This window comes from Bacteroidia bacterium, assembly GCA_033391075.1.
GTDB lineage: Bacteria > Bacteroidota > Bacteroidia > J057 > J057 > JAWPMV01.
Genome location: JAWPMV010000001.1, coordinates 1,608,576 through 1,634,111, shown reverse-complemented (window position 1 = coordinate 1,634,111; position 25,536 = coordinate 1,608,576). Strand labels below are relative to the sequence as shown.

Annotated in this window: 19 protein-coding genes; 10 read left to right on the top strand and 9 right to left on the bottom strand. The window is 43.1% G+C overall.

Going from position 1 to position 25,536, the window contains the following annotated elements:
- Positions 1-7: 7 nt before the first annotated feature.
- The 3 genes from R8P61_06525 to R8P61_06515 all read right to left on the bottom strand — a co-directional run bounded on the left by R8P61_06525 (position 8) and on the right by R8P61_06515 (position 2,954).
- Entirely contained in the window at positions 8-1,006 is a 999-nt protein-coding gene (locus tag R8P61_06525; protein ID MDW3646695.1) for a TRAP transporter substrate-binding protein, read from the bottom strand.
- 176 nt (positions 1,007-1,182) lie between these two features.
- Positions 1,183-2,589 (bottom strand): glucuronate isomerase, encoded by a 1,407-nt coding sequence (gene uxaC / locus R8P61_06520; GenBank protein ID MDW3646694.1) that lies wholly within the window; start codon positions 2,587-2,589, stop codon positions 1,183-1,185.
- Positions 2,590-2,627: 38 nt separating this feature from the next.
- Positions 2,628-2,954 carry a hypothetical protein gene (locus tag R8P61_06515; protein MDW3646693.1) on the bottom strand — a complete coding sequence of 109 codons (327 nt, stop codon included), beginning with the start codon at positions 2,952-2,954 and terminating at the stop codon, positions 2,628-2,630.
- Positions 2,955-3,275: 321 nt separating this feature from the next.
- Between R8P61_06515 and R8P61_06510 the strand changes: the two genes are divergently transcribed.
- Positions 3,276-3,722 (top strand): hypothetical protein, encoded by a 447-nt coding sequence (locus R8P61_06510; GenBank protein MDW3646692.1) that lies wholly within the window; start codon positions 3,276-3,278, stop codon positions 3,720-3,722.
- Here the strand turns inward: R8P61_06510 and R8P61_06505 are convergent.
- Positions 3,719-4,525: an SDR family oxidoreductase gene (locus tag R8P61_06505; GenBank protein MDW3646691.1), complete on the bottom strand. Its 807-nt coding sequence runs from the start codon at positions 4,523-4,525 to the stop codon at positions 3,719-3,721. The genes R8P61_06510 and R8P61_06505 overlap by 4 nt on opposite strands.
- Before the next feature lie 166 nt (positions 4,526-4,691).
- Between R8P61_06505 and R8P61_06500 the strand changes: the two genes are divergently transcribed.
- A complete protein-coding gene (locus tag R8P61_06500; GenBank protein MDW3646690.1) occupies positions 4,692-6,248 on the top strand; it encodes a carbohydrate-binding family 9-like protein in 1,557 nt (518 codons plus the stop codon).
- A gap of 5 nt (positions 6,249-6,253) precedes the next feature.
- Positions 6,254-7,537, top strand: coding sequence for a hydroxyacid-oxoacid transhydrogenase (locus R8P61_06495; GenBank protein MDW3646689.1), 1,284 nt, complete (start codon positions 6,254-6,256; stop codon positions 7,535-7,537).
- A gap of 226 nt (positions 7,538-7,763) precedes the next feature.
- On the opposite strand, the gene R8P61_06490 is transcribed toward R8P61_06495, so the two are convergent.
- The 3 genes from R8P61_06490 to R8P61_06480 are packed head-to-tail and all read right to left on the bottom strand — an operon-like array spanning position 7,764 to position 12,920.
- A complete protein-coding gene (locus tag R8P61_06490; protein MDW3646688.1) occupies positions 7,764-9,236 on the bottom strand; it encodes a DUF1501 domain-containing protein in 1,473 nt (490 codons plus the stop codon).
- Positions 9,233-11,518, bottom strand: a complete 2,286-nt coding sequence (locus R8P61_06485) for a PSD1 and planctomycete cytochrome C domain-containing protein (GenBank protein ID MDW3646687.1) — start codon at positions 11,516-11,518, stop codon at positions 9,233-9,235. Before R8P61_06485 ends, R8P61_06490 begins: the two co-directional genes overlap by 4 nt.
- A gap of 10 nt (positions 11,519-11,528) precedes the next feature.
- The gene (locus R8P61_06480; GenBank protein MDW3646686.1) at positions 11,529-12,920 is read right to left on the bottom strand and encodes a Gfo/Idh/MocA family oxidoreductase; all 1,392 of its coding nucleotides are present in this window, start codon (positions 12,918-12,920) and stop codon (positions 11,529-11,531) included.
- 179 nt (positions 12,921-13,099) lie between these two features.
- Here R8P61_06480 and R8P61_06475 point away from each other — a divergent pair, with 179 nt between their 5' ends.
- Positions 13,100-14,494: an enolase C-terminal domain-like protein gene (locus R8P61_06475; protein ID MDW3646685.1), complete on the top strand. Its 1,395-nt coding sequence runs from the start codon at positions 13,100-13,102 to the stop codon at positions 14,492-14,494.
- A 66-nt stretch (positions 14,495-14,560) separates the two neighbouring features.
- Here the strand turns inward: R8P61_06475 and R8P61_06470 are convergent, their stop codons facing one another.
- The gene (locus R8P61_06470) at positions 14,561-16,255 is read right to left on the bottom strand and encodes a RagB/SusD family nutrient uptake outer membrane protein (protein ID MDW3646684.1); all 1,695 of its coding nucleotides are present in this window, start codon (positions 16,253-16,255) and stop codon (positions 14,561-14,563) included.
- An 11-nt stretch (positions 16,256-16,266) separates the two neighbouring features.
- Complete coding sequence (locus R8P61_06465) at positions 16,267-19,305, bottom strand: TonB-dependent receptor (GenBank protein ID MDW3646683.1); 3,039 nt, start codon at positions 19,303-19,305, stop codon at positions 16,267-16,269.
- A 578-nt stretch (positions 19,306-19,883) separates the two neighbouring features.
- Between R8P61_06465 and R8P61_06460 the strand changes: the two genes are divergently transcribed.
- The 6 genes from R8P61_06460 (at position 19,884) to R8P61_06435 (ending at position 25,527) form a co-directional block, all read left to right on the top strand.
- On the top strand, positions 19,884-20,966 hold the full coding sequence (locus tag R8P61_06460) for a LacI family DNA-binding transcriptional regulator (GenBank protein MDW3646682.1): 1,083 nt from the start codon (positions 19,884-19,886) through the stop codon (positions 20,964-20,966).
- A 97-nt stretch (positions 20,967-21,063) separates the two neighbouring features.
- Complete coding sequence (locus R8P61_06455; protein ID MDW3646681.1) at positions 21,064-22,446, top strand: glycosyl hydrolase; 1,383 nt, start codon at positions 21,064-21,066, stop codon at positions 22,444-22,446.
- 6 nt (positions 22,447-22,452) lie between these two features.
- Positions 22,453-23,277 (top strand): sugar phosphate isomerase/epimerase family protein, encoded by an 825-nt coding sequence (locus R8P61_06450; protein ID MDW3646680.1) that lies wholly within the window; start codon positions 22,453-22,455, stop codon positions 23,275-23,277.
- 16 nt (positions 23,278-23,293) lie between these two features.
- On the top strand, positions 23,294-24,445 hold the full coding sequence (locus tag R8P61_06445) for a Gfo/Idh/MocA family oxidoreductase (protein MDW3646679.1): 1,152 nt from the start codon (positions 23,294-23,296) through the stop codon (positions 24,443-24,445).
- A complete protein-coding gene (locus R8P61_06440) occupies positions 24,442-25,206 on the top strand; it encodes a 3-ketoacyl-ACP reductase (protein MDW3646678.1) in 765 nt (254 codons plus the stop codon). Before R8P61_06445 ends, R8P61_06440 begins: the two co-directional genes overlap by 4 nt.
- 111 nt (positions 25,207-25,317) lie before the next feature.
- Positions 25,318-25,527: a hypothetical protein gene (locus tag R8P61_06435; protein ID MDW3646677.1), complete on the top strand. Its 210-nt coding sequence runs from the start codon at positions 25,318-25,320 to the stop codon at positions 25,525-25,527.
- The last annotated feature ends 9 nt before the right edge of the window (positions 25,528-25,536 follow it).

Below are 25,536 nucleotides of genomic sequence, written 5' to 3'. Positions count from 1 at the left end.
GGCTGGATTATCCGGCATTTTCAATTTGCTCATCTTTTAGGCCTATTTGCTGGATATCCTGAATGAGTTTATACACTTCAGGTTCTTCTTGAAAAGCATCCAGTAGTCCTTTAGTTTTCTCCATAAAAGCATCTTTGCTGGGACGAATCACTTCTACTCCGGCTTTTTGAACAGCATCTAAGGCCTCTTGTTCCGCTTTGGCCCAAAGTTCTCTTTGATAAACGATGGCTTCATCGGAAGCTTCCTGCAACCATGCTTGTTCTTGCTCAGAAAGTCGATTCCAAAATACCGTACTTATGACCAGGATATCAGGAACTGCCGTATGCTCATTGAGGGAGTAATACTTGCAGACTTCATAATGTCTTGAGGTATAAAAGGAAGGAGGATTATTTTCGGCTCCATCTACTACTCCTTGCTGCAAAGCAGTATATAATTCTCCCCAGGAAATGGGAGTAGGTGAACCACCCAGAGAACGAACCAGGTTCATGGCAGATACACTTTCCTGTACACGTATTTTCAAGCCTTCCAGATCGGCGGGTGATTTGACTGGTCTTTCTTTGGTATAAAAGGAACGTTGACCGGCATCGAGATAAGCAAGGCCTCTGAGCCAATACCTTTCCCCTTGAATTAAGAGGTCTTTTCCCAATTTAGAATCAAAAACCTGATGTGCATGCTCTTTTCCTCTGAATATATAGGGCAAACTCAGCACTTTGGTATTGGGGGCAAAGCTTTCCATTACGGCTCCGGAAACTTTGGTCATAGCTAAACTCCCAATTTGCAATAATTCGAGGCATTGCCTTTCGGTACCTAATTGTTGGCTGGGATAAATTTCGATTTCCAGGCTACCGCCAGATTTTTCCTGGACCCGTTCTGCCAGAAATTCCAGGGCCTTATGAACCGGATGACTTACATCGAGACCATGCCCAAGTTTGAGGTTTTTAACTCCACTGATCTCTGAGCAGCTCAGGATAGACAGGAGAATGGCAATTGAGAGGAGTTTTTTCATTGTAGTAGTTTTAGTCCCTGGCTACTTTCTGGCAGCAAAAAGCAGCACAAAAACCGTCAAATCTCTAAGTTCTATCTCTTTCCAGCCCCATAGGCCAAATTTTGAGAGACATAGCCGCCTGTAAGAGTAGAAATTTCAATGGTTTTGGGCGTTAACTTTTAAGTTAGGTTTTTAGCTTAGAAATCAAAATAGCGTTTGGCATTTCCATAGCAAATATCTGCAACCATCTTACCCAACCAGGGGATGTCATGAGGGAGTTCTCCTTTGTGGACATCTTTGCCGATCAGATTACAGAGGATTCTTCGGAAATATTCATGGCGGGGGAAAGAAAGGAAGCTCCTGCTATCGGTCAGCATGCCGATGAATCTCGACAACATACCCATATTGGATAGAGCGTCTATTTGCTTTTCCATCCCATCCTTTTGATCCAGGAACCACCAGGCTGAGCCCCATTGTATTTTGCCCGGAACACTCCCATCATTGTAATTCCCTGCCATAGTCGCAAAGACTTCATTGTCTCCCGGATTGAGATTATACAGGATTGTTTGCGCCAGTTTTTCCTCCCGGTCCAATCGATTCAAAAAGCTTGAAAGCGCTCGTGCCTGTTCAAAATCACCAATAGAATCCGCTCCCACATCTGCCCCCAGTCTCCTCATCAATCGATCATTATTATTCCTGATAGCTCCCAGATGAAACTGCATGGTCCAGTTTTTTTTATGATAAAGGAGTGCCAGACGATACAAAATAGCTGACTGATACTTTCGAGCTTCCAGGCAACTAATGTCTTTCCCTTCTATTCTTTTGCGGAAAATATCTTCGATTTCTTTCTCTTTATAGGCTTCTGCATACAACTTTTCCAATCCATGATCCGAAAGCCGACATCCCAATCCATGGAAGTAATCCATCCTTTCTTCAAGAGCTTCCATGAGGCTGCTAAAGGTTTCTATGTTCTTAGCCGTGCAGGCCTCCAGTTTTGCCAGCATATCCGGAAAAGCAGTTGTCTGGATCATGATAAACTTGTCCGGCCTGAAACCTGGCAGCAGTCGAATTTTCCAGCCTTCTTTTTTAAGGGCTTGATGCGATTTGAGATCGTCAGTCGGATCATCGGTACTGCAAAGTAAGCTCACATTCATTTTTTCAAGTAAGCCTCTACTTGAGAAAGCATCTTGCTGTAATAGTTCTGTAGCCTGATCATACACCTCATCTGCCGTGCTAGCATTGAGTAAGCTATGTATCCCGAAGTATCGCTTGAGTTCTAAATGCGTCCAGTGGTACAGGGGGTTTCGCATGGTAAAAGGCACAGTTTCTGCCCACTTTCTGAACTTTTCCCGATCAGAGATAGATCCGGTGATGAACTCCTCCCCGATTCCATTGGCCCGCATCGCTCGCCATTTATAATGATCTCCTTTTAACCAAACCTCTGTCAAGGTAGAAAAGCTTTTGTTATGCAAAATCTCTCCCGGAGGTAGATGATTGTGATAATCAATGATGGGTTGATCTTTGGCAAATTCGTGATATAAAATCTCCGCTGTTGCATTCTCCAGCAGAAAATTCTCGTCGAGGAAAGGTTTGATCTTATGCATGATCCAATCTTTGAGCGGTTTCTAAATGGGTTTGTTTACTAGCGGCCATTTCTGATTTCCTGTATAAGGTTCAGGGTTCTTTGGGTATTTTTTTCCAAAAGGCTAAAGTCTCTGTTTTTCACAATTTTTTTGGTGATAAGTTTTGAGCCCATGCCCATACAGCTTAGTTTGGCTTCAAACCAGGCACTGAAGTTTACTCTGTCTGGAGATACTCCTCCCATGGGTATAATCTGTATCCTGGGCTGGGGACCTATGATTGCTTTGACAAAGCCCGGCCCATAGAGCGAAACCGGATGATAAAACAAGGGAAACATGCCCTGATTTTGGGCAACTTGTAGCAAATGTAGTTTTGAGAATCTGGCCATCTTCTGATTCTTAGATTAGAGACCTAGCTTTTTATCGAGCTATAGTTTGGGCAATCGTACACTGATCACCAGAAAGGAAAGGAGCTCGAAAAAATGACGAGAAGCGGATGGTATAAGTCGGCACAAAACTAGTCCGGAACCTATCCTCTTATTTATAGGATAGAATTGCATTTTTGAGGCTCATTTTCGTTAACTTAAACTAAGGCTGAATCTCCTAAAACTCAAATATTTTCGCTTAAATTTGACCAAAAATAGAGGAATTAATTTCGCTGCCTTCAATCCCTAAATTCTTTTTTTACTTTCAAGATAAATTATAGCAAAATGGCCCTAAGCAGAATTGAGAAAATGTCCCATTATGGGGTGGTAATTATCGCACTTTCAGCACTCATTGTTTCCGTATGGCAAATGAGTTCTTTGGAAGAACATAACAAGCTCAGTGTCAGACCCCTACTAGATTTTCACATCTATACAAATGACAGCATAAGGAGTATAAGTTTTTCTAATGAAGGCCTGGGGCCAGCAATTATAAAAAAAATGAACTTTTCCAAGGACGGAAAATCCTTTGGCCGGGCCTATGATCTACTTAAAGATATGGGTCAATTGAAAGATATATCTGCCAGCTATAATTATTCAAAAAACAGTGTGGTTTCTCCCGGTGCTAATAAGCTTATTCTGGGGGTACGAGATTTTAAGCATAAAGGGGTCGAAGTTGAAATCGTTTATGAATCCATTTATAAGGAAAAATTCTTTTTGGATTTCACTTTTTAGACTCCGGAAAAGGCACTAAAGCCCCCATCTACCGGAACGATAATTCCCGACACAAAAGAAGTTGCATCATCACATAACCAAACCAGGGTACTGATCAATTCTTCCGGCTCGCCAAATCGCCTCATAGGAGTCTGCTCTATAATGTTTTTTCCTCGGGCTGTAAGGCTCCCATCTTCTTGCAATAAAAGTTTTCGGTTCTGTTCCCCTATAAAAAAGCCTGGTGCGATAGCATTTACCCGGAGTTTGGGGCCAAACTTATGGGCCATTTCCACAGCCATCCATTTGGTCAAATTGTCAATCGCTGCTTTGGAGGCAGAGTATCCTACAACTCGGGTCAAGGCTTGTTGAGCAGCCATGGATGAGATGTTTACGATACTACCGGCTTTCTTTTCAGCCATACTTTTCCCAAATACTAAACTCGGCAGGAGTGTTCCTTTTAAATTCAGGTCTGTAACTCTGCTAAAGTCATCCATTGAGAGGTCGAAAATATCCTGTTCAGGCATAATAGTCGCTCCTTTCATATTTCCCCCCGCAGCATTTACCAAAATATCTACCCCACCCCAATGATCGAGCAACTTATCCCTCGCCTGCTCCAATTCCTTCCTATCCAGTACATCCGCTTTCAATCCTAAAGCTTTTCCTCCGAGTGATTCAATCTCTCCAACTTTAGCCTGAATTTTTTCAATATTTCTTCCCAGAATTCCGACTTTAGCCCCAGCAAGGGCAAGTCCGTTGGCCATGGCTCCTCCCAGGACACCAGCTCCTCCGGTGACGATGGCAGTTTTAGATGCAAGTGCTGACATTGTAGTGTATTAGCGTGTAAAAAACGAGCAATTATTGAGAGTCTGTTTTTATCTATGGTAGTAGTAGGACTCTTAAATAAAATACAAAATGATTAGGGGAATTGGGAATAATTTAAAACATTCTTAGAGTATCGTATCTTAGGGTAGAAAATGCTAAGATAATCTTATGAATTACTACTACACTATCCTCAAAAAAGGATTCATCCTTTTGCTATCCTTTTTCATATTTCATTCTCTGGGCCTAAGTCAAATTAAGCCACTAAATGTAATCGTAATCGGTGCTCATCCCGATGATGCTGATCTTTGTGCGGGAGGTACAGCCGCTCAATGGGCTAGTATGGGACATAGGGTAAAATTTCTTTCCCTGACAAATGGAGATGCCGGACATCAAAGTATGGGAGGAGGAGCCTTGGCAAAAAGAAGAAGAGCAGAAGCAAAGGAATCGGCAAGGCGGCTGGGAATAGTCGAATATGAAGTGCTCGACAACCATGATGGAGAACTTTTCCCTAGCCTCGATGTACGTCTGCAGGTAATCCGTAGGATCAGACGTTGGAATGCTGATATCGTCATCATCCCTCGCCCCAATGATTACCATCCCGATCATAGAAATTGTGGATTGGTGGTTCAAGATGCAGCCTATATGGTGATCGTTCCAAATGTTGCCTCGGACACACCTCCATTGGAGAAAAATCCAGTCTTCCTATACTGCCAGGATCGTTTCCAAAAGCCCAATCCTTTCGAACCACAAATTGCTGTGAATATTGATCCTGTCATTGAGAAAAAATACAATGCTTTGGATGCCCATGAATCTCAATTTTATGAGTGGCTTCCCTGGACCAATCAAGCATTCGATCAGGTTCCCAAGGATAAAAAGGAGCGCAAACTTTGGCTTCAAAAGGTTTGGAGGAGATCCGTGAATGATGCGACAAAACTTTCTCTGGCAAAATGGTATGGAGAGGAAGTAGCAAAGGGCATAGAAAATGCCGAAACCTTCCAGGTTTGCGAATACGGCAAACAACCGTCCGAACAAGAGTTAAAAATGATGTTTCCTATGCTGGGCAATCCGAATCCGGTAATTGTAGCAGAAAAGGTGGATGAGTCTATAGTTGTTGATGGTAGATTGGACGAAAAGATTTATCAATCTGGCAATGAAGTTTACCTAAAAAACAGCATGGATAGAAAGGTAAATCTGGATCAGGATTATATTAGTTCTGCGACTGTTTTTCATGATGAAGAATACCTGTATATCGGCTTCAAGTGTATGGACAAAGATATTCACAGTAGTTTCAGTAAAAGAGATGAGTATTTGTGGAAAGAGGAAGCTGTCGAAGTATTTATTGATGTGGATGAAAGCCCCAATGATTATTTTGAGTTTGAAGTTTCAGCTCGAAATGTAATTTACGACAGCTACATTGTTGATCCGGTAAATATTGATGTAGACGAAACCCTCAAGTACAATATGAAGGGTATCAAAACAGCTGTCCATGTCGCCGGCACTGTCAACAAGCGCAAAGATGAAGATCAGTATTGGACAGTAGAGATTGCGCTTCCCTTAAAAGAACTGGTAGAAGACTATCACCCGGACAAACTATCAGGCTACGAATGGGACATCAATTTTTACCGCATCAATGATGATGCAAGTGAGATGAAGTACATGGCCTGGTCCCCTACTCAAGGAAGCTTTCACCAGCCCACAAAATTTGGAAAGATCATTTTTAGATAAAGCAAATGCAAAAAGACTACGCGATTCAAATGGGGAGTTCCAATCTCAGGTACGGACCCGGAGTTACCCGAGAAGTAGGAATGGACTTCAAAGATATGGGCATTAAACGTGTCCTGCTTATCACAGATCAAAACCTCAAAGAGGCTTATCCGGTTCAAACAGCAAAGGAAGCCCTGGAATCTGAAGGGATAGAATATGATGTTTTTGATGAAGTTCGGGTAGAACCTACTGATATATCTTTTAAACAAGCAGTAAAGGTGGCTCAGGAAGGAAAATATGAGGCATTTTTGGCGGTAGGAGGAGGTTCAACCATAGATACGGCAAAAGCTGCTAACCTTTATGCCACCTATCCGGATGATTTCTTTGCTTATATAAATGCCCCCATCGGCGCAGGGAAACCAATACCCGGCCCGGTGAAGCCCTTAATTGCTGTACCAACCACTGCAGGAACCGGAAGCGAGACAACCGGAGTCGCAATCTTTGACCTTAGTGATCGGCACGTAAAAACCGGAATTGCTCATAGATACCTCAAGCCAACATTGGCTTTGGTTGATCCAGAAAATACTCGGGACATGCCCCCGGTAATAGCTGCCTCTTCTGGGCTGGATGTACTATGTCATGCCCTGGAATCCTATACCGCACTGGATTTTAACCAAAGACCACTTCCCGCCAGACCCATATTGCGTCCGGCTTATCAAGGCAATAATCCGATCAGTGATATTTGGTCTCTTAAGGCAGTCGATCTCGTTTCTAAATACATCGTTCGCGCCTACCGAAATCCCGACGATATGGAAGCCCGTTCAAATATGATTCTAGCCTCAAGTATGGCAGGTATGGGTTTTGGGAATGCAGGAGTTCATCTCTGTCATGGCATGTCTTATCCCGTTTCGGGCATGGTTCGAGAATATATACCTGAAGGTCTCAATACACCACATCCAATTATCCCGCATGGAATGTCTGTGGTTTTGAATGCTCCGGCAGTATTTCGTTTTACGGGGCAAGCATGTCCGGAAAGGCATTTGAAAGCTGTGGAGATTATGGGAGGAGATATCAGTAAGGTCAAGAATGCTCGTGAAGAAGCAGGCCCATTGTTGGCGAATGAGATTGTCAAGATTATGAAGGATCTCGACGTACCCAACGGACTTTCAGCTATCGGTTTTACCGCGGAAGATATACCTGCTTTGGTAGAGGGGACATTACCTCAACACAGGGTTACGAAACTTTCTCCCCGTCCGGCTGATGCCGAGGATTTGACGGCTTTGTTTCAGGATGCGATGGTGGCGTGGTAAATCCTTTTTCTTGTCATTTCTTATTTGAGTCTTGTTTTCTTTTCCTTAGATGAAAAATCAAGCTGCTGCAAGCTCCTGTCCCTACTCAAGCGCGATGGCCCTGCAGCGCCCATCGGGAGCCGGGGCGGCCTGTGAGGCTGGCTTTGGGCTCTGCAATTTTTGACTCCATCTTTTTCTAAAAAAGATGGAAACACCCTTACAAAGACAATCAAAAAATAAAAAAAGATTAAGTCAAAATATCATGCACCACATGCCCATGCACATCCGTCAAACGAAAATCTCGTCCCTGAAACCGATAAGTCAAGGCTTCATGGTCCATTCCCAGGGTATGAAGGATTGTCGCTTGTAAATCGTGGACATGCACCCGATCCCGAACTCCATAGTATCCAATTTCATCGGTCTCTCCATAAGTGATACCCGGCTTTATCCCACCACCAGCCATCCACATGGTGAAGGCATCGCTATGGTGATCACGACCATTAAAAGGGGCAATTTTTCCTCCGCGATTTTCTCTCATGGGCGTTCGCCCGAATTCCCCTCCCCAAATAACCAGGGTTTCTTCCAAAAGTCCTCTCTGTTTCAGGTCAGTAATCAGGGCTGTCATCGCCTGATCAACTTCTTCGCATCTTTTCAAAAAACCGCCTTCGAGGGCTTCAAACTCATTGCTACCATGAGAATCCCATCCTCGGTGAAAAAGTTGGATGAATCGGACATCTCTTTCAGCTAATCTTCTTGCCAGGAGGCAATTATTGGCGAAGGAAGTCTTGCCAGGTTCGGTTCCATACATCTCATGAGTAGCCGCTGATTCTTTGCTGATATCCATGGCTTCAGGAACAGTCATCTGCATTTTAAAAGCCATTTCGTATTGAGAAATACGAGAAAGAATTTCCGGATCGCCATAGTCTTCATACTGTTGGCGATTGATATCATTGATGGTATTTATTGCCTGCTTTCTCAGATCGCGGGGAACGCCTTCCGGATCAGAAACATACAATACAGGATCACCTTTTGATCTCAATTGCACTCCCTGATAAACGGATGGGATGAAACCTGATCCCCAAACACTTTTACCTGCACTGGGTGCTGATTGACCTGATACGAGAACGACAAATCCTGGTAAGTTTTGATTTTCAGAACCCAATCCATAGGTAACCCATGAACCCATACTTGGTCTCCCCTGACGAGGACTACCCGTATGCATGAATAATTGTGCCGGGGCATGATTAAATTCATCCGTTTCGACGGCCTTTAGAAATGCCACCTCATCTACTACCGATTGAAAATGAGGAAACAGTTCAGATACCCAGGCACCAGATTGTCCATGTTGGCCGAAAGAAACCTGCGGTCCCAACATATTCGGGACACCTTGTATGAATGCAAACCTTTTCCCCTGTAACAAAGAATCCGGACAAGGTTTCCCATCCAATTGATGTAGAAGAGGTTTGTAGTCGAAAAGCTCTAATTGAGAAGGAGCGCCTGCCATATGGAGGAAAATGATCCGTTTTGCTTTTGGTGCAAAATGGGAAGCCTTGGCAAGCAAGGGATTACTCATATCTATGGCTCCTTTGGCCATCGGATGTTCACAAGCCATCATGGATCCAAAGGCTAGTGAACCCAATCCCAGCCCTGCGGTTTTCAGGAACTGTCTTCTTTTGAGTAAAGATTGATGTTTCTCGTGGGCTTCTTTGAAAAGTTTCATTCCTTGGTAATTATTTCGTCCAAATTCAGGATCACATTTGCAACATGGACTAAAGCGGCTTTTTCTGGTTTCGGATCTTCTTCTTTGGGAAGAAATTTTCGAAGCTCTTCTGGATGCTGATCGTAGTAGGTTTCTGATTCCTCATAGAATGCGTTGAGGCTGTTCAGGATTCCCTTATCTGCATATTTCATACTGGCTCTTCTATAACCGAAGGCAAGTTTTTCCTTTGTTTCTACCTCATTCAATTCTATCATTTGTTCGGCCAAAGCAAGGGCTGATTCGAGATATGTAGAATCGTTGAGGGTAACCAGGGCTTGTATGGGGGTATTGGTTCTTATTCTTCGGGATACACAATACTCTTTACTCGGACTATCAAATGCAATCAATGAGGGATAGGGACTGGATCTCCTCCAAAAGGTGTAAAGGCCCCGACGGTAGCGATTTTCTCCTTCACTCGGCACCCATCTTAAGACATTACGAATGACCTGCCAAACACCCTCCGGTTGAGGAGGCATAACACTGGGGCCGAACATTTTCTTGCTCAACAATCCACTCACAGCCAAAGCCTGATCCCGAATTTGTTCTGCAGAAAGCCTAATTCGAGGCCCGCGAGCGAGATATCGATTGGCAGGATCTATTTCCAGTAGTTCAGGACTAACTTTTGAACTTTGCTGATAGCTCGCTGACATCAAAATCTCTTTTAGCAAAGCTTTCACACTCCATTTATGCTCATGCATAAATCTCAAAGCCAAATGATCCAACAATTTTTGATTGGAGGGCTTGGCACCTTGTGAACCGAAATCTTCGAGGGTTTCAACCAGACCTATCCCAAAAATTTGTTCCCAAAATCGGTTGACAATCACCCGGGCAGTAAGGGGATTATTCGCATCTACCAGCCATTGAGCTAGACCTAAACGATTGGCAGGAGCTGCTTCTGGCATTTCATTTAAAATGGAAGGAACAGCAGCTTCGACCGTATCTCCATGCACTAACCAGTTTCCTCTTTCAAAGAGTCTGGTAATTCGTCTTTCTTCTCCTTGTAATTCCTGCATGACAGGTGTATTTCCTGCACGGATGCTTTCCAATTCGGCCAACTTTTCTTCATAATCGCTATCCCCCTCATGTGCATATAACCAGGATTTTAGTTCTGCGATTTCTCGTTCCTGAGCTGCGGATTTTAATTTAATGCGGGGAAAGTCATCGTATCTGTCGTGATCGGCTGTATTGTTGAAAAAAGCATAGGCCTGGTAAAATTCTTTATGTAAAAAAGGATCATAGGGATGCGAATGGCATTGCACACAGGCAATACTTACTCCCTGCCATACCTCGAAGGTTGTATTCACCCGATCTATGACAGCTGTCACGCGAAATTCCTCATCATCGGTCCCCCCTTCATCATTGGCCATGGTATTTCGATGGAAGGCTGTAGCTAATAATTGTTGGGTATCGGGTTTTGGTAAAAGATCCCCAGCTAGCTGTTCGATGGTAAACTGATCGAATGGCATATCCTGATTAAATGCATCTATCACCCAATCTCTAAATCTCCAGATATCTCTGAATTTATCCTTTTGGTAGCCCTGAGAATCTCCATAACGAGCCAGGTCCAACCACATAGTGGCCCATCTTTCCCCAAAATGAGGAGAGGCCAATAACTGATCCAATACTTTTTCAAAGGCATCCGGACTTTCATCAGCTAAAAACTCATCCAGCATTTCTAAATCCGGAGGTATCCCGATCAAATCAAGACTCGCTCTTCTCAACAGAACTTCCTTTTCTGCCTGTTCTGAAGGTTTCAACTCCCTTTCTTCTAATTTCTCCAACACAAAACGATCGATATCATTTTTCACCCAGGAGTCATTTATTTTGGGCGCTTCTAATTGAGGATTCGGAGGAATATAGGCCCAGTGTTCTTCCCATTTTGCTCCCTGTTTGATCCACTTCCTCAAGATGGCAATTTCCTCTTCGCCCAAAGGATCGGCATCCAATGGCATACGAGTCTCTGGATCAGGATGAGTCAATCTCCGCAGCAACTCACTACTATCCGGTTGGCCGGGAACGATAGCTCGAAGTCCGGATTCTGCGGGCTCCAAGGCTTCATGACGAAAAAGCAGGCTAAAATCCCCATTTTTCTTTACCCCTCCATGACAACTGATACAATTGTTGTTGAAAATGGGCCTCACCTCTGCATTGAAATCTACAGGGACTTCTTGCGCAGAGATCATCCAGAAAAGCGCTACAATCAGAAGGAGCCCAAGACTCGCTATGCCCAGATATTTTTTCATAATTCAGAAGCTATAGGATTTTCATTGCATAAGGATCCCAATTATATACTTTCCCTTCTCGCATGCAGTAGTTAGGGATAATGGAAGGAGCAGCTGCACGTAGTCCATAGGTCGCATCCTGAATAATATCATTATTTCCTTTTACGGCAGCCAGGAATCTACCGAAATGGTCCGTTCCGGAATCATAATCTTCAGGTCCTTTGTGCTCCATTTCATAGGTGTTTCGCGTTTCGGTTCCCATCTTGGATTGAGACTTATACTTGCGATATTCTTTTACAAATTCGTCTTGTTGTTCTTTGGAGAAAGTTCTGACAGAATTATAACCTTCTACGATTTGTTGTTCTGTCGATTTTCCTCTTGGATTTCTTTTCACCGTCAAACTTCTCCAGCCAATTTCCATGACACCCTCACTCCCGATAAATCTATATCCAGGTCCTCCCCCACTGGCATCTGCAAAATTGGCTTTCAGAATCAGGGTAAATGAAGGATGTGAAGTGGTAGCCGGATAATCCAATAATGCCATCAGTATATCCGGAGCTTCTCGATTGTCATTCCAGTATCGGACGCCTCCCATCGCAGAGATTTGGGTGGGTCCTTTGCTGTCGAGGATATAGTGGAGTGCTGAAAGTCTGTGCACAAACATATCACCTGAAACACCTGTCCCGTAATCCCAGTATTTCCTCCAGCGGAAGAAACGATCTGCATCAAAGGGTCGATCTGGAGCTGATCCTAAAAACATCTTCCAGTCAATGGTTTTTTCGCTGGCGTCTGTTGGAATAGAATATTGCCAGGCACCAATCCCACTGTTTCGGCTAACTACTGCTTCGACTGCGGTAAGTTGCCCGATTTCTCCTTTGGCAATAAGTTCTCGCGCTTTCTGGTAAAGCGGTTGGCGAAATTGTTTGGAACCGACGATGGTTGGCTGGCCGGTTTCCTTCTCAACCTTTATAATCCTGTGTCCATCTTCGATTTTCTGGATCACCGGTTTTTCAATGTAAACGGCTTTCCCCGCCTTCATAGCGTCTACAGCAATCTGTCCATGCCAGTGATCCGGGGTATTGATAACGACAGCATCTATATCTTTTCTTTCGAGGAGCTCTTTATAATTCTGGGTAGTAGCAATCTCTTTCCCAAAGACCTCTTTTGTCCTTTGCAATCGACCCGTATAACAATCAGCAGCTGCTACAAATTCGGCCTCAGGCATACGGGCCAGTACGCCCATATTTTCAAAGGCGATGATTCCCATCCCAATGGAGGCAATTCTAACTTTGTCATTAGGAGAGATTTTTTTTTCAGCAGCTTTGGATTTTGCCTGGATTTCCTGTTGGGAAGTAGCACCAATCGCAGCGCCAACTCCCAGGGTTTTCAAAAAGCCCCTTCTGTGCATTCGATTCCTGTTCATAGTAGTTTTATATTCGAGCAAATAAAGATACAAAACGGTACCATCAAATTCCCTAAAATGGCATGTATTTTCAAGGAATTTGCAGAAGATTTTCCAAGGATTTTTGGCTGATTATGAACAAATTATACCGAGCTACTACTTCTTTTGACTATAGCCTGTACTTTTGATCCTTTATCCACATGAAAAGAAGAGATTTCCTTCAAAAAACGGCCTGGGCATCTGCAAGCCTTGGCTCCAGTTTGTCATACCCTAATCCCTTGTCTATGAGTATCCGCAAAAGCCCTATTCACATAAAAAAAGTCAATCATAATTTTGAACGGGAAGTCCTTAAAAAGCCATTTGGATTTAAGGGAAGTGCCATGACTGAGGTATGGCAAACGATGGCATTTTTGCAAAACGACAGGGATCAATACAGTATAGGCTTGGGTACTCAAAATGTGCTATGGTCTGATTCGAAGGTTTTTGCTCAGCATTCTGAAAATGGAGGAAATGCGCTTATGTATGCTATGGGAGAAAGAGCCCTCCAAATAGTCAATGGCAATTCTTTCGGAAATCCCATCCAATTGTTGTCTGAACTTCTACCGGAGGTTTGGTCTTATGGCAAAAAGATTACAGCCAATCCGGATTTACGGAAAACCTTTGCATTGAATGCACTGGTGGCCCTGGATAATGCAGCCTGGCTCCTTTATGCAAAACAAAATGGGATCAAAAATTTTGACGAATTGATACCTGAAGATTTCAGAGATGGGCTTTCGGCCAGACACCGCAAAGTCGTGAGTATTCCCGCACTGGGTTATGGCAGCAGTATGAATGAAATTCAAGCCTTGGTAGATCAGGGATTTTTCATCCTTAAAATCAAGATTGGTGCGCCGGGAAGTCAGGAAGAAATGTTGGAAAAAGATAAAGAATTCCTCAAGCATATCCACCAAACTATAGGGCAGAGAGAAACAGCACATAGCAAAGATGGAAAACTCCCTTATTACTTTGATGCGAATGGCCGATATGAAAAGAAAGAAACACTTCTCCGATTTATGGATTATGCAGAGGAGATAGGAGCACTAGCTCAGATTGCCGTGATAGAAGAGCCTTTTGGGGAAAGAAATCAGGAAGATGTAAGTGAATTGGCAGAAAGAGGGCCCCGAATAGCTGCAGATGAAAGTGCCCATACAGATGCGGATGCATTAAGTAGAATCCAACAAGGCTATAATTCCATCGCAGTAAAAGCGGTAGCAAAAACCCTGAGTATGACCCTCAAAATAGCGAAAGTAGCCTATGAACATAAGGTTCCCTGTTTTTGTGCGGACCTTACAGTAAATCCTATTTTGATTGAATGGAATAAAGCGGTTGCTGCTCGCTTACCTGCTTTTCCGGAAATGCCTGGCCTGGGTCTTCAGGAATGCAATGGCTGGCAAAACTATAAGAACTGGGAGAAAATGAGAGAAAAACTGCCTGATAAAGAAGCGAATTGGATTCAGGCGAAGGAAGGCGTTTTTCATACAAATCAGGAGTATTATTCCCAAAGCGGAGGAATTTTCCAAGCTTCCCCTTATTATGAACAGCTTTTAAAGAAGTGATGACCAACCGCAAAAGCAGTCGGCCATCACTCAGCAATTATTGAATATATATAGAGATTTCAGGTCTTAGTTGTATCCCGGATTTTGTGGATAACCGCCTTGTGTACGGTCAATCTGATCCTGTGGGATAGGTCTCAAGGTATGGAAATCCTGGATATTAGGTCCTCCTACCGGATTGTGAAGGCGAACTCTTTCTACGAGTTTTCCTGTCCGGGTTAAGTCCATCCAGCGATGACCTTCTCCGACCAATTCACGAGCTCTTTCATCCAGAATAAAATCGATATCAATATCACCAGCTGTAATTACCATAGCAGCTTCCTGCCCATCATAGGCTCCTCTTTCACGAATGACATTGATGTCATCGGCAGCCCCCTGGTCATCTCCTTGCAGATGTCGAGCTTCCGCTCTCAGAAGATAGGCATCTCCTAAACGCATGAAAACATAATCTCTTTGACCCTGGGTTTTTTGACGATCCGGACGAGTATCATCGATCCACTTATTCATAGAAGGGAATACACGTAAGTGAGTTACACAACTAAAGCAATAGTCATTTCTTTGCGTATAAACCACATAACGAGTATCAGCAATTCTTTCATCTGTCCACTCATCTTCTCTCTGTGGATGAATCATACGAAGAGCCGTATCTCCCAATGCATATTTGGGTTCTCCTTCAATCCCACGCCCAGCAGCTGCATCTGCAGCAGTCCAGGTAGGTATTGTTCCAGGATTATTTGAAATCCAGGCATGCTTATAGGATTTGTCATAACGAGCATCAACGCTTACATCCCAGAGGTTCAAGAGAAAGTCCGTTGGGCGGAAACGTTTCCATGGGCGACCGTTGTTGATATCACGGGTCATGCCAGGACGTACATCATATTCAAAGAGGAAGTAGAGGTGTCCACGGTGTCCTTCCGGATCAAGTCCTTCATCCACCTGAGATTTGCTGTTTTGGATCGACCAAACGATTTCCGAGTTCTCCTCATTACCAATTTCCCATAGATCAGCAAAATCATCCAAAAGGGCATAGCCGTAATTGTTGATCACATTGTTCAATAGGCCTTCAGCAGTAGCTGCATCTGCAGTAGAATTGGTGCGATGCGCTCTTCTCAGCATGACTTTAGCTTTGAGAAATTCTGCAGCAGGCTTAATAGCACGGCCAAAATCACTATCTGAATCGGGTAAGTTAGCAATAGCGAAATCAAGGTCAGGAATAATTGCCTGGTTATATACTTCCTCAATATCTGTTCTATTGGCTTCAATTTCTACCCCTTCCGTTTCTTCCAATGTCAAATGAACATCTCCATAATGAGAGGTCAACATATAGTAAAACATGGCGCGAAGAAAACGAACCTCAGCAATGCGTTGGGTTTTGAGGCCTGCGTCTATATCCAGGCCTTCAGAACGATTTATCACCGCATTGGCCTGATTGATTCCTCTATAGAATTCATTCCAGGTAAGCCTGACAAAACCTTGTTGAGGATTCAATCCCCCGTCATATCGATTCAATACTTTATGGCCACCATCAGCACCTTCGGTATAGGTATCGGTACCAAAAACAGACATGGTAAATCCACGCTCCGGTCCAAAGAACCTTTTATTCCACCAATAGGTGGCTTTTACCGCATCTTCAAATCCAGCTGCTGTGGTATAGTAAGAAGAAGCAGAAACGTCAGACACCAATTCTTCAGTCAGGAAGTCCTGACAAGACTGGCTTCCCATAGCCAGCACAAAAAACAGGATGATATATAATTTATTTTTCATTTCAGTAAGAATTAAAAGTCAATTTTAAGACCGGCCAGGATCAAGCGAGAACTCGGAGTTGTACCTGAGCCCAAAGAAGGATTGCTACTAGTAGTTGGGTTATCAACTTCTGGATCGAAGGTATCGAAGTTGGTAATGAACCATAGGTTCTGACCTGATACATAGATTCTCAATCCACTCATCGCAAGTTTTTCTGTTACAGCTGATGGGAAGGTGTATCCCAGTGTAACATTTCTCAGTTTCACGTATGAACCATCGAAATATCCCATAGTGGTATTATTTCTAGGTCTTTCCTGGTTCTGATTAGGTCTTGGATAGGTACCACTTTGGTTGTCAACGGTCCAATAATCAACATTCAAGTTGTTATAACGGGCAAAGAGAGAGTTATTACCCACATGGAAATTTGAATAGATTGTTTGACCTTGACGATAGAAGAAGAATGCACTTAGATCAAAGCCTTTGTAGCTAAAGTTGGTAGTCACACCTCCTAAAAAGTCAGGTACATCTGTACCTATGATCGTACGGTCATTTGCAGTAATAATTCCATCTCCATCAATGTCTTCCAGTTTAATTTCTCCGGGAAGTTTTTGCTCGGCAGAAGCAGCTAAATCAGCTTCAGCGGTACCATAGATTCCTATATTATTATAGTCGAACCATACTCTGATAGGTTCACCAATAAACCATCTGTTACCGATATCATCCGTTGGGTTTCCATCTGCATCTGTAAGGGCCAATTCCGTAATTTCTTCTCTATAACCAGAAATATTCCAGTCAATCGACCAGCTGAAGTCGCGAGATTCAATAATATTCGCACTCAAAGCAAATTCTAATCCTGTAGAACGGGTAGAACCGATATTCTGGAGAATGCTATTATATCCAGAAGTTGGTGGCAGGTTACGTGCAAGGAGGATGTCCTCTGTATTGGTTCTGTACCAATCCAAAGATCCTCTAAATCTACCATTCATGAAGTCATAGTCAAGCCCTACATCTATGGTTTTAGAAACCTCCCAGTCCAGGTCAGCATTCGGAATTTCATTAAGTCCAAATCCAAAAGCATTTGATCCTCCGAAGGAATAAACGGTACGTGCCAAACGTCCTGCAGTCTGATAAGGAGATACGGAAGTATTACCTACCTCTCCATAAGAAGCTCTCAGTTTGAGTGAGCTCAATGCATCAACTCCACTAAAGAGATCATCTCCGATTTGCCATCCTACAGAAAGGCCGGGGAAGTAACGCCATTTGTCTCCTGAAAGCCTGGAAGAACCATCAGCCCTCAAAGTAGCTTGGATATTGTATTTACCCGCAATGTCATAATTTACACGGCCCATAAAAGAAGCCAGAGACCATTCGGTAAGATCAGATGCTATATTTCCTTTCACAGCACCAGTTCCCAGATTGTAGAACAACTGAGACTCATAAGGTAGGTTAGCTACTGAAGAATAATGATCTTCTGCCCGGAAGGTCTGGATACTTTGCAGGAAAGTAACACCAAGGATACTATTGCCTATATCTTTTTTATAGTTGACAAGGTTTTCCAAAGTAAACCCTACGTCCATATTATTTTCAATCTCAGCATCAGCAGGACCCCCTCTGTTATCATTGGTCAAGCTTCCTCTAAATTCTCCTCTCTGACGGAAGCGGATGTCCGGCCCAAAAGTAGAAGTAAAGGTAAATCCTTCAAATGGTGATACTTGCAAGTAAACGGGAGAAAAGATACGAGTGGCTTTTCTTTCATCTACATAAGCATTAGGAAGAATTTCATTCAATGGATTTGTACGAATACCATCATTTGTAGGCAGGAAACGAGGAGTTACACCATCTTCCTGATAAACGATTGCTAAAGGTACATTACCCAGAGCTTCTCCCATTACTGCGCTTGAACCCCAGTTTTGAGTAGAGCTAGAAACGGTAAAAGAAACACCTGCTTTGAAAATATCATTGATTTTATGATCCAGATTCAAACGACCAGTTACCCGTTCGTAATCCATTCCATCAATAATTCCATCTTCATTAAAATAACCTACGGATAGATTGAATTGGGTAGTTGCAGATCCACCACGTACTCCAATCTGATGGTTTGTTTGCCATCCATCTTCTAATACCAGGTCTTGCCAATCTACATCAACTCCATTTGCACGAGCCTCCTCATGAATTACATCAAAGACTTCATTATCCGGAGGAATTTGACCATCAAATCCATTTCTGAATGCTTCTCTTCTCATGGCTGACCATTGATCCGCATTCATCATATCAATATTGGTAATGGCTTCTGTCATGCCCACATAGCCATCATATGAGACAGTGGTTTTTCCTACATAGCCTCTTTTTGTCGTAATGATTACTACCCCATTTGCCCCTCTGGACCCATAAATCGCAGTTGCCGCGGCATCCTTCAATACCTCCATTGATTCTATGTCTTGAGGATTGATATCTACTATGGCAAAAGTACCACTGGTTTGAGGAATACCATCTATCACAAATAATGGGTCGTTAGAAGCTGAAATAGACCTACGTCCCCTTATCCTGATGGTTGGTGCCTGTCCGGGACGTCCTCCAGCACTCTGAATATCCACACCGGCTACTTGCCCTTGCATGGATTGAACACTGGATGCTACAGGGATTTTTCCAATCTTTTCCCCATCTATGGTAGAAATAGCTCCTGTTACATCCCTTTTCTTTTGGGTTCCGTAACCTACTACCACAACTTCGTCAAGTTGGGTAACATCTTCCTTCATAGAGATGGAGAAATTGTTGGTGCTACCTACTGTAATCTGTTGTTGGGCGTAGCCTACATAAGAGATCAACAATACAGCATCATTGCCAGGTACTTCCAGGCTAAAATTTCCGTCAGCATTAGTTAAGGTTCCAACGGTAGTTCCCTGTACTGCTACTGATGCCCCTTGTAATCCGTTTCCAGCTTCATCACTTACAGTTCCTGTGACTGTTCTGGATTGCGCATGGACCGTATATCCGGTACACATGAAAAATGCCAAGGTGCAAAGCATCATAAGGCTTTTCCATATGGATCTTGGCTTAAATAAGTACTTCATAGTAGTTAATAATTAGATATTGAGAATTATATCTGAGTCCTTTATAATTGGACGCAAAATTTCCAAAGCATAAGCCATGTGCATTCGTCAGCCAAACATAGGCGTGACGAAGCATCATTTAGTTTTGGAGTTCCCGGAATTATGCTGCCTGGAAGTCTATGTCTGTCCGAAACGACAGACGTGACCTAGTAGAGGCAGTCCGAGAAAATAGGTAAGGAAATCCAGTGGAGTGTAGTAGTACTTTCCATAGCTTGATTTCTTTTGAGTAGTTTTTGTTTGGCTGCGTGTAAGCGTGTAAAATTCAAAAGCAAGTGAAATGTGCGTTGTGTTCTCTTGCATTGAAGTATGAATCCAAAATTTCATACCCCAGGATCATTTTCCAGACTTTTCATGTGCTTCTTATCCGTAGAAGTCTATCCCGCTAAAAATCAGTCCGGTATCAAAAATAATTGATGTTTTGACCCTCCATATATCCGGGAGTAAAAACATCCAAAAGCTCTTCGTTAACGTTAACGATTAATAAGATAAAGATTATTTTTATTTAATTTACTTTTTTTTAGAAATTTTAATTTCCCGATTTGAAAAATAAAAATAGCCCCGGAATCAAAGAGATCGCCAAACTTGCTGGTGTATCTATAGGGACTATTGATCGGGTTCTTCATAACAGACCGGGGGTATCAGAAAAAACAAAACAGAAGGTTCTTAAAATCATTCAAAAGACGGGTTATAAGAAAAATATTTTGGCCAGCAGGCTTAAATTGGCAGCTACCCGTAAGATCCAAATCGCTTGCCTGATTCCTGAGATAAAAGATGAGTTTAGCTACTGGAAACTTCCCCAGTATGGCATAAATAAAGCCGTTGAGGAGCTAAAGGAGCAGGGAATCTCCGTCAGTTATTATTATTTCAATTCCTTTGACCCCAGCAGTTTTGAGGAGCAGTCCAATGAAATCTTGAAGAGGGAATATGATGCCATTATCAGTGTCCCATTTTTCAAAAGTGAAAGTGATCTCTTTTTACAAAAACTGGAAGAATTCGAGATAGCTGTGGTTTTTTTGGATAGTAGGCAGGAGTTAAATTTCAAGGCCAATTATATAAACCAGGATTCTTTTAAAGCGGGCCAAGTCGCAGGCAGATTGTTAGAAGGTTTGTTAAAGGGAAAGGGACTTTATTTCGTCATCAATATATTGAATGAAAGAGGAATCCAGGTAAACAATCTGCAAAGGGAGCAGGGATTTCGAGCTTATTTCGAAAAAAAATCCAGGCATAGTCAGGATGAAATTTACACCATCAATCTCCCCTTTGATGATCATGTCGACCTGCAAGAAGTAATTCCTAAACTTATTGAACGTCAAGAACCTAAAGGCATTTTTGTCACGAATGCCCGTTCATTCAGGTTGTTGGACTTACTGGCAAATTATGATGATCCTGAACTCTATTTGGTAGGCTTTGACTTAAACGAACAAAATCTGGCTTACCTGAATGCGGGGAAAATTCAATTCCTGATAAATCAAAAACCAGAATATCAGGGCTACGCAGCAGTCAAGGGCTTATATAAATTTCTTACTTCTCAAGATCAAACCGAACTTAATATTGATATTCCGATAGATATCATTGTAAGGGAAAATGCGGAATTCTACATGAATGGCCATTTGGCTCCCTGAGTAGATTGAATGCTTAATTATATGCGGTTTTTTCTATTAGATTTAGCCAATTCCATACCGTAAATTAACAGCTTACTAAGCAAGAAAGTCTAACTATATGAAGATCAATTCTACTATCCAGGCGAAGGACCTCCAATCTGAAATAGAGAAATGTTGGGATATCTCCGGAGAAAAAATTCGCAGAATCGAAAAAGAGTATGACACCGATAAAGGTGCTCCTGTATTTACAATGGCAGGAAAATACAGTACCAGAGGCTGGACTGAGTGGACACAGGGCTTTCAATATGGTTCTGCCGTCTTACAATTTGATGCGCAGGGCGATCAATCTTTTTTAGCATATGGGAGGAATGCCACTGTAGAGAAAATGGCTCCCCATGTTGGCCACTTTGGAGTACATGATCACGGCTTCAATAATGTCAGCACTTATGGAAATCTCCTTCGCTTGATGAAAGAAGGAAAAATACCCCAAAATGACTGGGAGCAACATTTTTATGAATTAGCTCTAAAGATTTCCGGATCTGTCCAGGCAAAAAGATGGACCAAAACCGGCGAGAATAAAGGATTTATCTATTCCTTTAACGGCCCCCATAGCCTATTTGTAGATACCATCAGATCTGTTCGGGCCTTGGTAGTCAGTCACTCTTTGGGATTTGCCATATCAGATGAACATGATACTCGAATAAATCTTTTGGGTCGTGCCATCCAGCATGCCATAGCTACAGCCGAATATTCGATTTATTACGGAGAAGGCAGAGATTCTTATGACGTTTGGGGAAGGGCAGCTCATGAAAGTGTTTTCAATACTAATGATGGGAACTTCCGTTGCCCCAATTCCCAACAAGGTTATACAGGTTTCAGTACCTGGACCCGGGGACTTGCCTGGGCCATGGCAGGATTTCCAGAGCAACTGGAATACCTACAAAGCCGAACGGATGAAGAGCTAGAAGCATTTGGAGGCAGAAAGAGTGTTGAGGCTATCTATCTGAAAGCAGCAAAAGCTAGCTGCGATTTCTTCATCGACAATACTCCAACTGATGGAATTCCATATTGGGATACAGGCGCTCCAAATTTGCATAAAATGGGAGATTATTTAAATCGTCCCAGCGATCCTTATAATGAACACGAACCCATTGATAGCTCTGCTGCAGCTATAGGAGCTCAGGGCCTTTTGAGGCTGGGGAAATTTTTACAAAACTCAGATCCTGAAGCTGCAAAGAAATATTGGCAAGCAGGTTTGACGGTGAGTAAAAGTCTGTTTTCAGAGCCTTATTTGAGCATGGACCCGGAACATCATGGCTTGCTCCTTCACAGTATTTATCACCATCCGAATGGGTGGGATTATATTCCTACCGGCCATAAGATTCCACATGGAGAGTCTTGCATGTGGGGAGATTATCATTTGCGCGAATTAGCCCTCTACCTTCAAAGGATCATCAAGGATGAACCTTATTATACTTTTTTCCGCTGTATCCAAGAATAATCCTTCATGCAAAGTCCTGATCTTCAAAAACTCTGTGTTCATACTATTACAACCAAAAGCTGGTCTTTGGAAGAAGCCCTTGATCAATATCTTTCTCATGGCGTAAAAGGAATCAGTGTTTGGCAAAATGCCATAGAAAAAATGGGAGCTCAGAAAGCAGGAGCTCTATTGAGCAGTTATGACATTGAAGTTGTTTCTTATGTAAGGGGTGGTTTTTTTCCATCCAGCAGCAAAGAAAAAAGAGAAGCAGCCCTTTCCCATAATAAACAAATGATAGAGGAAGCTGCAGAAATTGGAGCTCCCTTGCTGGTCCTGGTCTGTGGGGCAGAACCTCAGCAAAGTCTGGAAGAATCCCGCGCACAAATTGAATCCGGGATTGAAAATCTCCTGCCTTTCGCCCAGGAACATAAGGTTAAACTCGGGATAGAACCTCTCCATCCCATGTATGCCGATACCCGATCAGCAATCAACACTTTAAAACAGGGAAATGATATAGCAGAAAGGCTGGATAATGAATATGTGGGCGTGGTCGCAGATGTCTATCATCTCTGGTGGGAGGAAAATCTGAAAGCGGAAATATTGAGAGCAGGTAGAATGGGCAATTTATTTGCCTACCACATTTGCGACTGGAAATATCCACCAGAAGATATGCTGAATGATCGTGGGCTGATGGGAGATGGCTGTATTCCTCTACAAAAAATCAGAAGCTGGGTAGAGGAAGCAGGCTTTAGAGGCTTCCATGAAGTGGAAGTGTTCAGCCATAAATACTGGGCTATGGATCAAACAGAATATCTCAAAAAAATCATACACACGTATAAAAACAACTCCTGAATATTAGCTAAGTAATATGAAAGTACACGAACTAGGGATCATCATGAACGGGGTTACGGGCCGCATGGGAACCAATCAACATTTGCTCAGGTCTATTGTTGCGATCCGTGAGCAAGGGGGCGTAAAGCTGAATGCCAATGAATGCATCATGCCTTATGCCATTCTGGTGGGCAGAAATGAGAACAAGCTGAAACATCTGTGCGAACTCTCAGGTATGGATTCATGGAGTACAGACCTGGATGCCGTTTTGAAAGAAGATGCTTACCAGATCTATTTTGATGCCCAGATCACCGGGAGAAGATTTGCTGCGGTGAAAAAGGCCATTGAAGCCGGGAAACATATCTATTGCGAGAAACCTTCAGGGGCGAGCCTGGAAGAAGGTCTGGAGTTGTATCGACTGGCGGAGGCGAAAGGAGTAAAGCATGGAGTTGTTCAGGATAAGTTATGGTTGCCCGGTTTATTGAAAATCCAAAGGCTTATTCAGAATGGTTTCTTTGGAAGAATCATGTCTATTAGAGGAGAATTTGGCTACTGGGTATTTGAAGGGGATAGCATTCCGGCTAATCGACCTTCCTGGAATTATCGCAAAGAAGATGATGGAGGAATCATCGTCGATATGCTCTGCCATTGGAGATATGTTCTGGATAACATCTTTGGCAAGGTAAAATCGGTTTCCTGTATGGGAGCTACTCATATTCATGAGCGTATTGATGAATCCGGAAATACCTACAAAGCCACTGCTGATGATGCAGCCTATGCAACTTTCGAACTGGAAGGAGGCATTATCGCTCATTTCAATTCTTCCTGGACGGTGCGGGTAAGGAGAGATGATTTATTGACCCTACAGGTTGATGGGACCAAAGGATCAGCCGTAGCAGGTCTTCGCGATTGCTACATCCAGCACTATGGAAATACTCCAAAACCTGTTTGGAATCCGGATGTACCCCAGCCCATAAATTTTTATGAAGACTGGAGCAAAATACCTCAGCAGGAAGCCTATGATAATGCCTTCAAAGTTCAATGGGAACTCTTCCTGAAATATGTGCATCAGGGAGGCCATTTTCCCAATGATTTATTAGAAGGAGCAAAAGGCATTCAGTTGGCTGAAAAAGGCATTGAAAGTTGGGAAAAAAGAGCCTGGGTAGATCTCGAAGATTTAAACGCATGAAAAAGGTAGCACTCATAACCGGAGGAAGCAGAGGAATTGGTCTGGGCATAGCAATGTCTTTGGCTGAAGCAGGCTGGCATCTTGCAATCAATGGAATGCGCGAGGAAGCTTCCGTAACAGAGACCCTTGAAAAATTGAGAGCTCAGGAGGTAGAGGTGATCTATTGTCAGGGAAATATAGGCGAAAAGGAAGGGCGCATTCAAATCCTCAAGACATGCCTCGATCATTATGGCCAGCTCGATGCCCTAATCAACAATGCCGGGGTTGCTCCCAGAGAGAGAAAAGATTTGCTTGACATGAGCGAGGAGAGTTTTGATCGCGTGATTAGCATCAACCTTAAGGGCTCTTTCTTTTTGTCCCAACTGGCAGCAAAGGAAATGATCAAAGCGGGCAAAGAAGCCCCTCGATATATCATCAATATGTCTTCTGTTTCTGCTACCCTGGTTTCTGTAAATCGAGGACAATATTGTATCTCAAAAGCCGGGATGGCTATGATGACTCAGCTTTATGCTGCTCGATTGGCGAGCGAAAACATTCAGGTCTATGAGCTTCGACCGGGCGTTATAAAGACTGATATGACTGCTGCGGTCAAAGAAAAATACGACAAACTACTCATCGAAGAAGGGCTTGCGGTTCAGGGAAGATGGGGCTATCCCGAGGATGTAGGAAAAGCAGTGGCTTCTCTACTTGAAGGTAACTTCCCCTACTCTACCGGCCAGGTCATCATGGTGGATGGAGGATTGGCGATGGGGAGGCTTTGAGGAATTAAAGGGGCTTGTCGCTCGGAAGTGTTATAGTTCTGCTGTAATTTAAAGATAGAGAGCTACAACACAACAACACTAAAACACATTTGAACAGAAATACTACTACTCATGAATAAAACACTTGGCTGGAGGCTGTGCTGCGCTGCTGCGCTCATTGTAGCCCTACTGACTTTTACTCCCCTAATCACCCCAAAGGGAATTTGGGAACCGAGCTGGATGGGTATGCCTTATACCTTATGGACCGGCATTCTACAATCTCTCGTATTGGTCGGATTGACCTGGTTGGGTACCCATTTGCATCCCAGCAATAAAAATTAAGCCTCAAAA

What these genes read in the sequence shown, in the direction of transcription:
- R8P61_06525 (MDW3646695.1), bottom strand. Translation starts at nt 1,006, where the DNA reads ATGAAAAAACTCCTCTCAATTGCCATTCTCCTGTCTATCCTGAGCTGC.
- uxaC (MDW3646694.1), bottom strand. Translation starts at nt 2,589, where the DNA reads ATGCATAAGATCAAACCTTTCCTCGACGAGAATTTTCTGCTGGAGAAT.
- R8P61_06515 (MDW3646693.1), bottom strand. Translation starts at nt 2,954, where the DNA reads ATGGCCAGATTCTCAAAACTACATTTGCTACAAGTTGCCCAAAATCAG.
- R8P61_06510 (MDW3646692.1), top strand. Translation starts at nt 3,276, where the DNA reads ATGGCCCTAAGCAGAATTGAGAAAATGTCCCATTATGGGGTGGTAATT.
- R8P61_06505 (MDW3646691.1), bottom strand. Translation starts at nt 4,525, where the DNA reads ATGTCAGCACTTGCATCTAAAACTGCCATCGTCACCGGAGGAGCTGGT.
- R8P61_06500 (MDW3646690.1), top strand. Translation starts at nt 4,692, where the DNA reads ATGAATTACTACTACACTATCCTCAAAAAAGGATTCATCCTTTTGCTA.
- R8P61_06495 (MDW3646689.1), top strand. Translation starts at nt 6,254, where the DNA reads ATGCAAAAAGACTACGCGATTCAAATGGGGAGTTCCAATCTCAGGTAC.
- R8P61_06490 (MDW3646688.1), bottom strand. Translation starts at nt 9,236, where the DNA reads ATGAAACTTTTCAAAGAAGCCCACGAGAAACATCAATCTTTACTCAAA.
- R8P61_06485 (MDW3646687.1), bottom strand. Translation starts at nt 11,518, where the DNA reads ATGAAAAAATATCTGGGCATAGCGAGTCTTGGGCTCCTTCTGATTGTA.
- R8P61_06480 (MDW3646686.1), bottom strand. Translation starts at nt 12,920, where the DNA reads ATGAACAGGAATCGAATGCACAGAAGGGGCTTTTTGAAAACCCTGGGA.
- R8P61_06475 (MDW3646685.1), top strand. Translation starts at nt 13,100, where the DNA reads ATGAAAAGAAGAGATTTCCTTCAAAAAACGGCCTGGGCATCTGCAAGC.
- R8P61_06470 (MDW3646684.1), bottom strand. Translation starts at nt 16,255, where the DNA reads ATGAAAAATAAATTATATATCATCCTGTTTTTTGTGCTGGCTATGGGA.
- R8P61_06465 (MDW3646683.1), bottom strand. Translation starts at nt 19,305, where the DNA reads ATGAAGTACTTATTTAAGCCAAGATCCATATGGAAAAGCCTTATGATG.
- R8P61_06455 (MDW3646681.1), top strand. Translation starts at nt 21,064, where the DNA reads ATGAAGATCAATTCTACTATCCAGGCGAAGGACCTCCAATCTGAAATA.
- R8P61_06450 (MDW3646680.1), top strand. Translation starts at nt 22,453, where the DNA reads ATGCAAAGTCCTGATCTTCAAAAACTCTGTGTTCATACTATTACAACC.
- R8P61_06445 (MDW3646679.1), top strand. Translation starts at nt 23,294, where the DNA reads ATGAAAGTACACGAACTAGGGATCATCATGAACGGGGTTACGGGCCGC.
- R8P61_06440 (MDW3646678.1), top strand. Translation starts at nt 24,442, where the DNA reads ATGAAAAAGGTAGCACTCATAACCGGAGGAAGCAGAGGAATTGGTCTG.
- R8P61_06435 (MDW3646677.1), top strand. Translation starts at nt 25,318, where the DNA reads ATGAATAAAACACTTGGCTGGAGGCTGTGCTGCGCTGCTGCGCTCATT.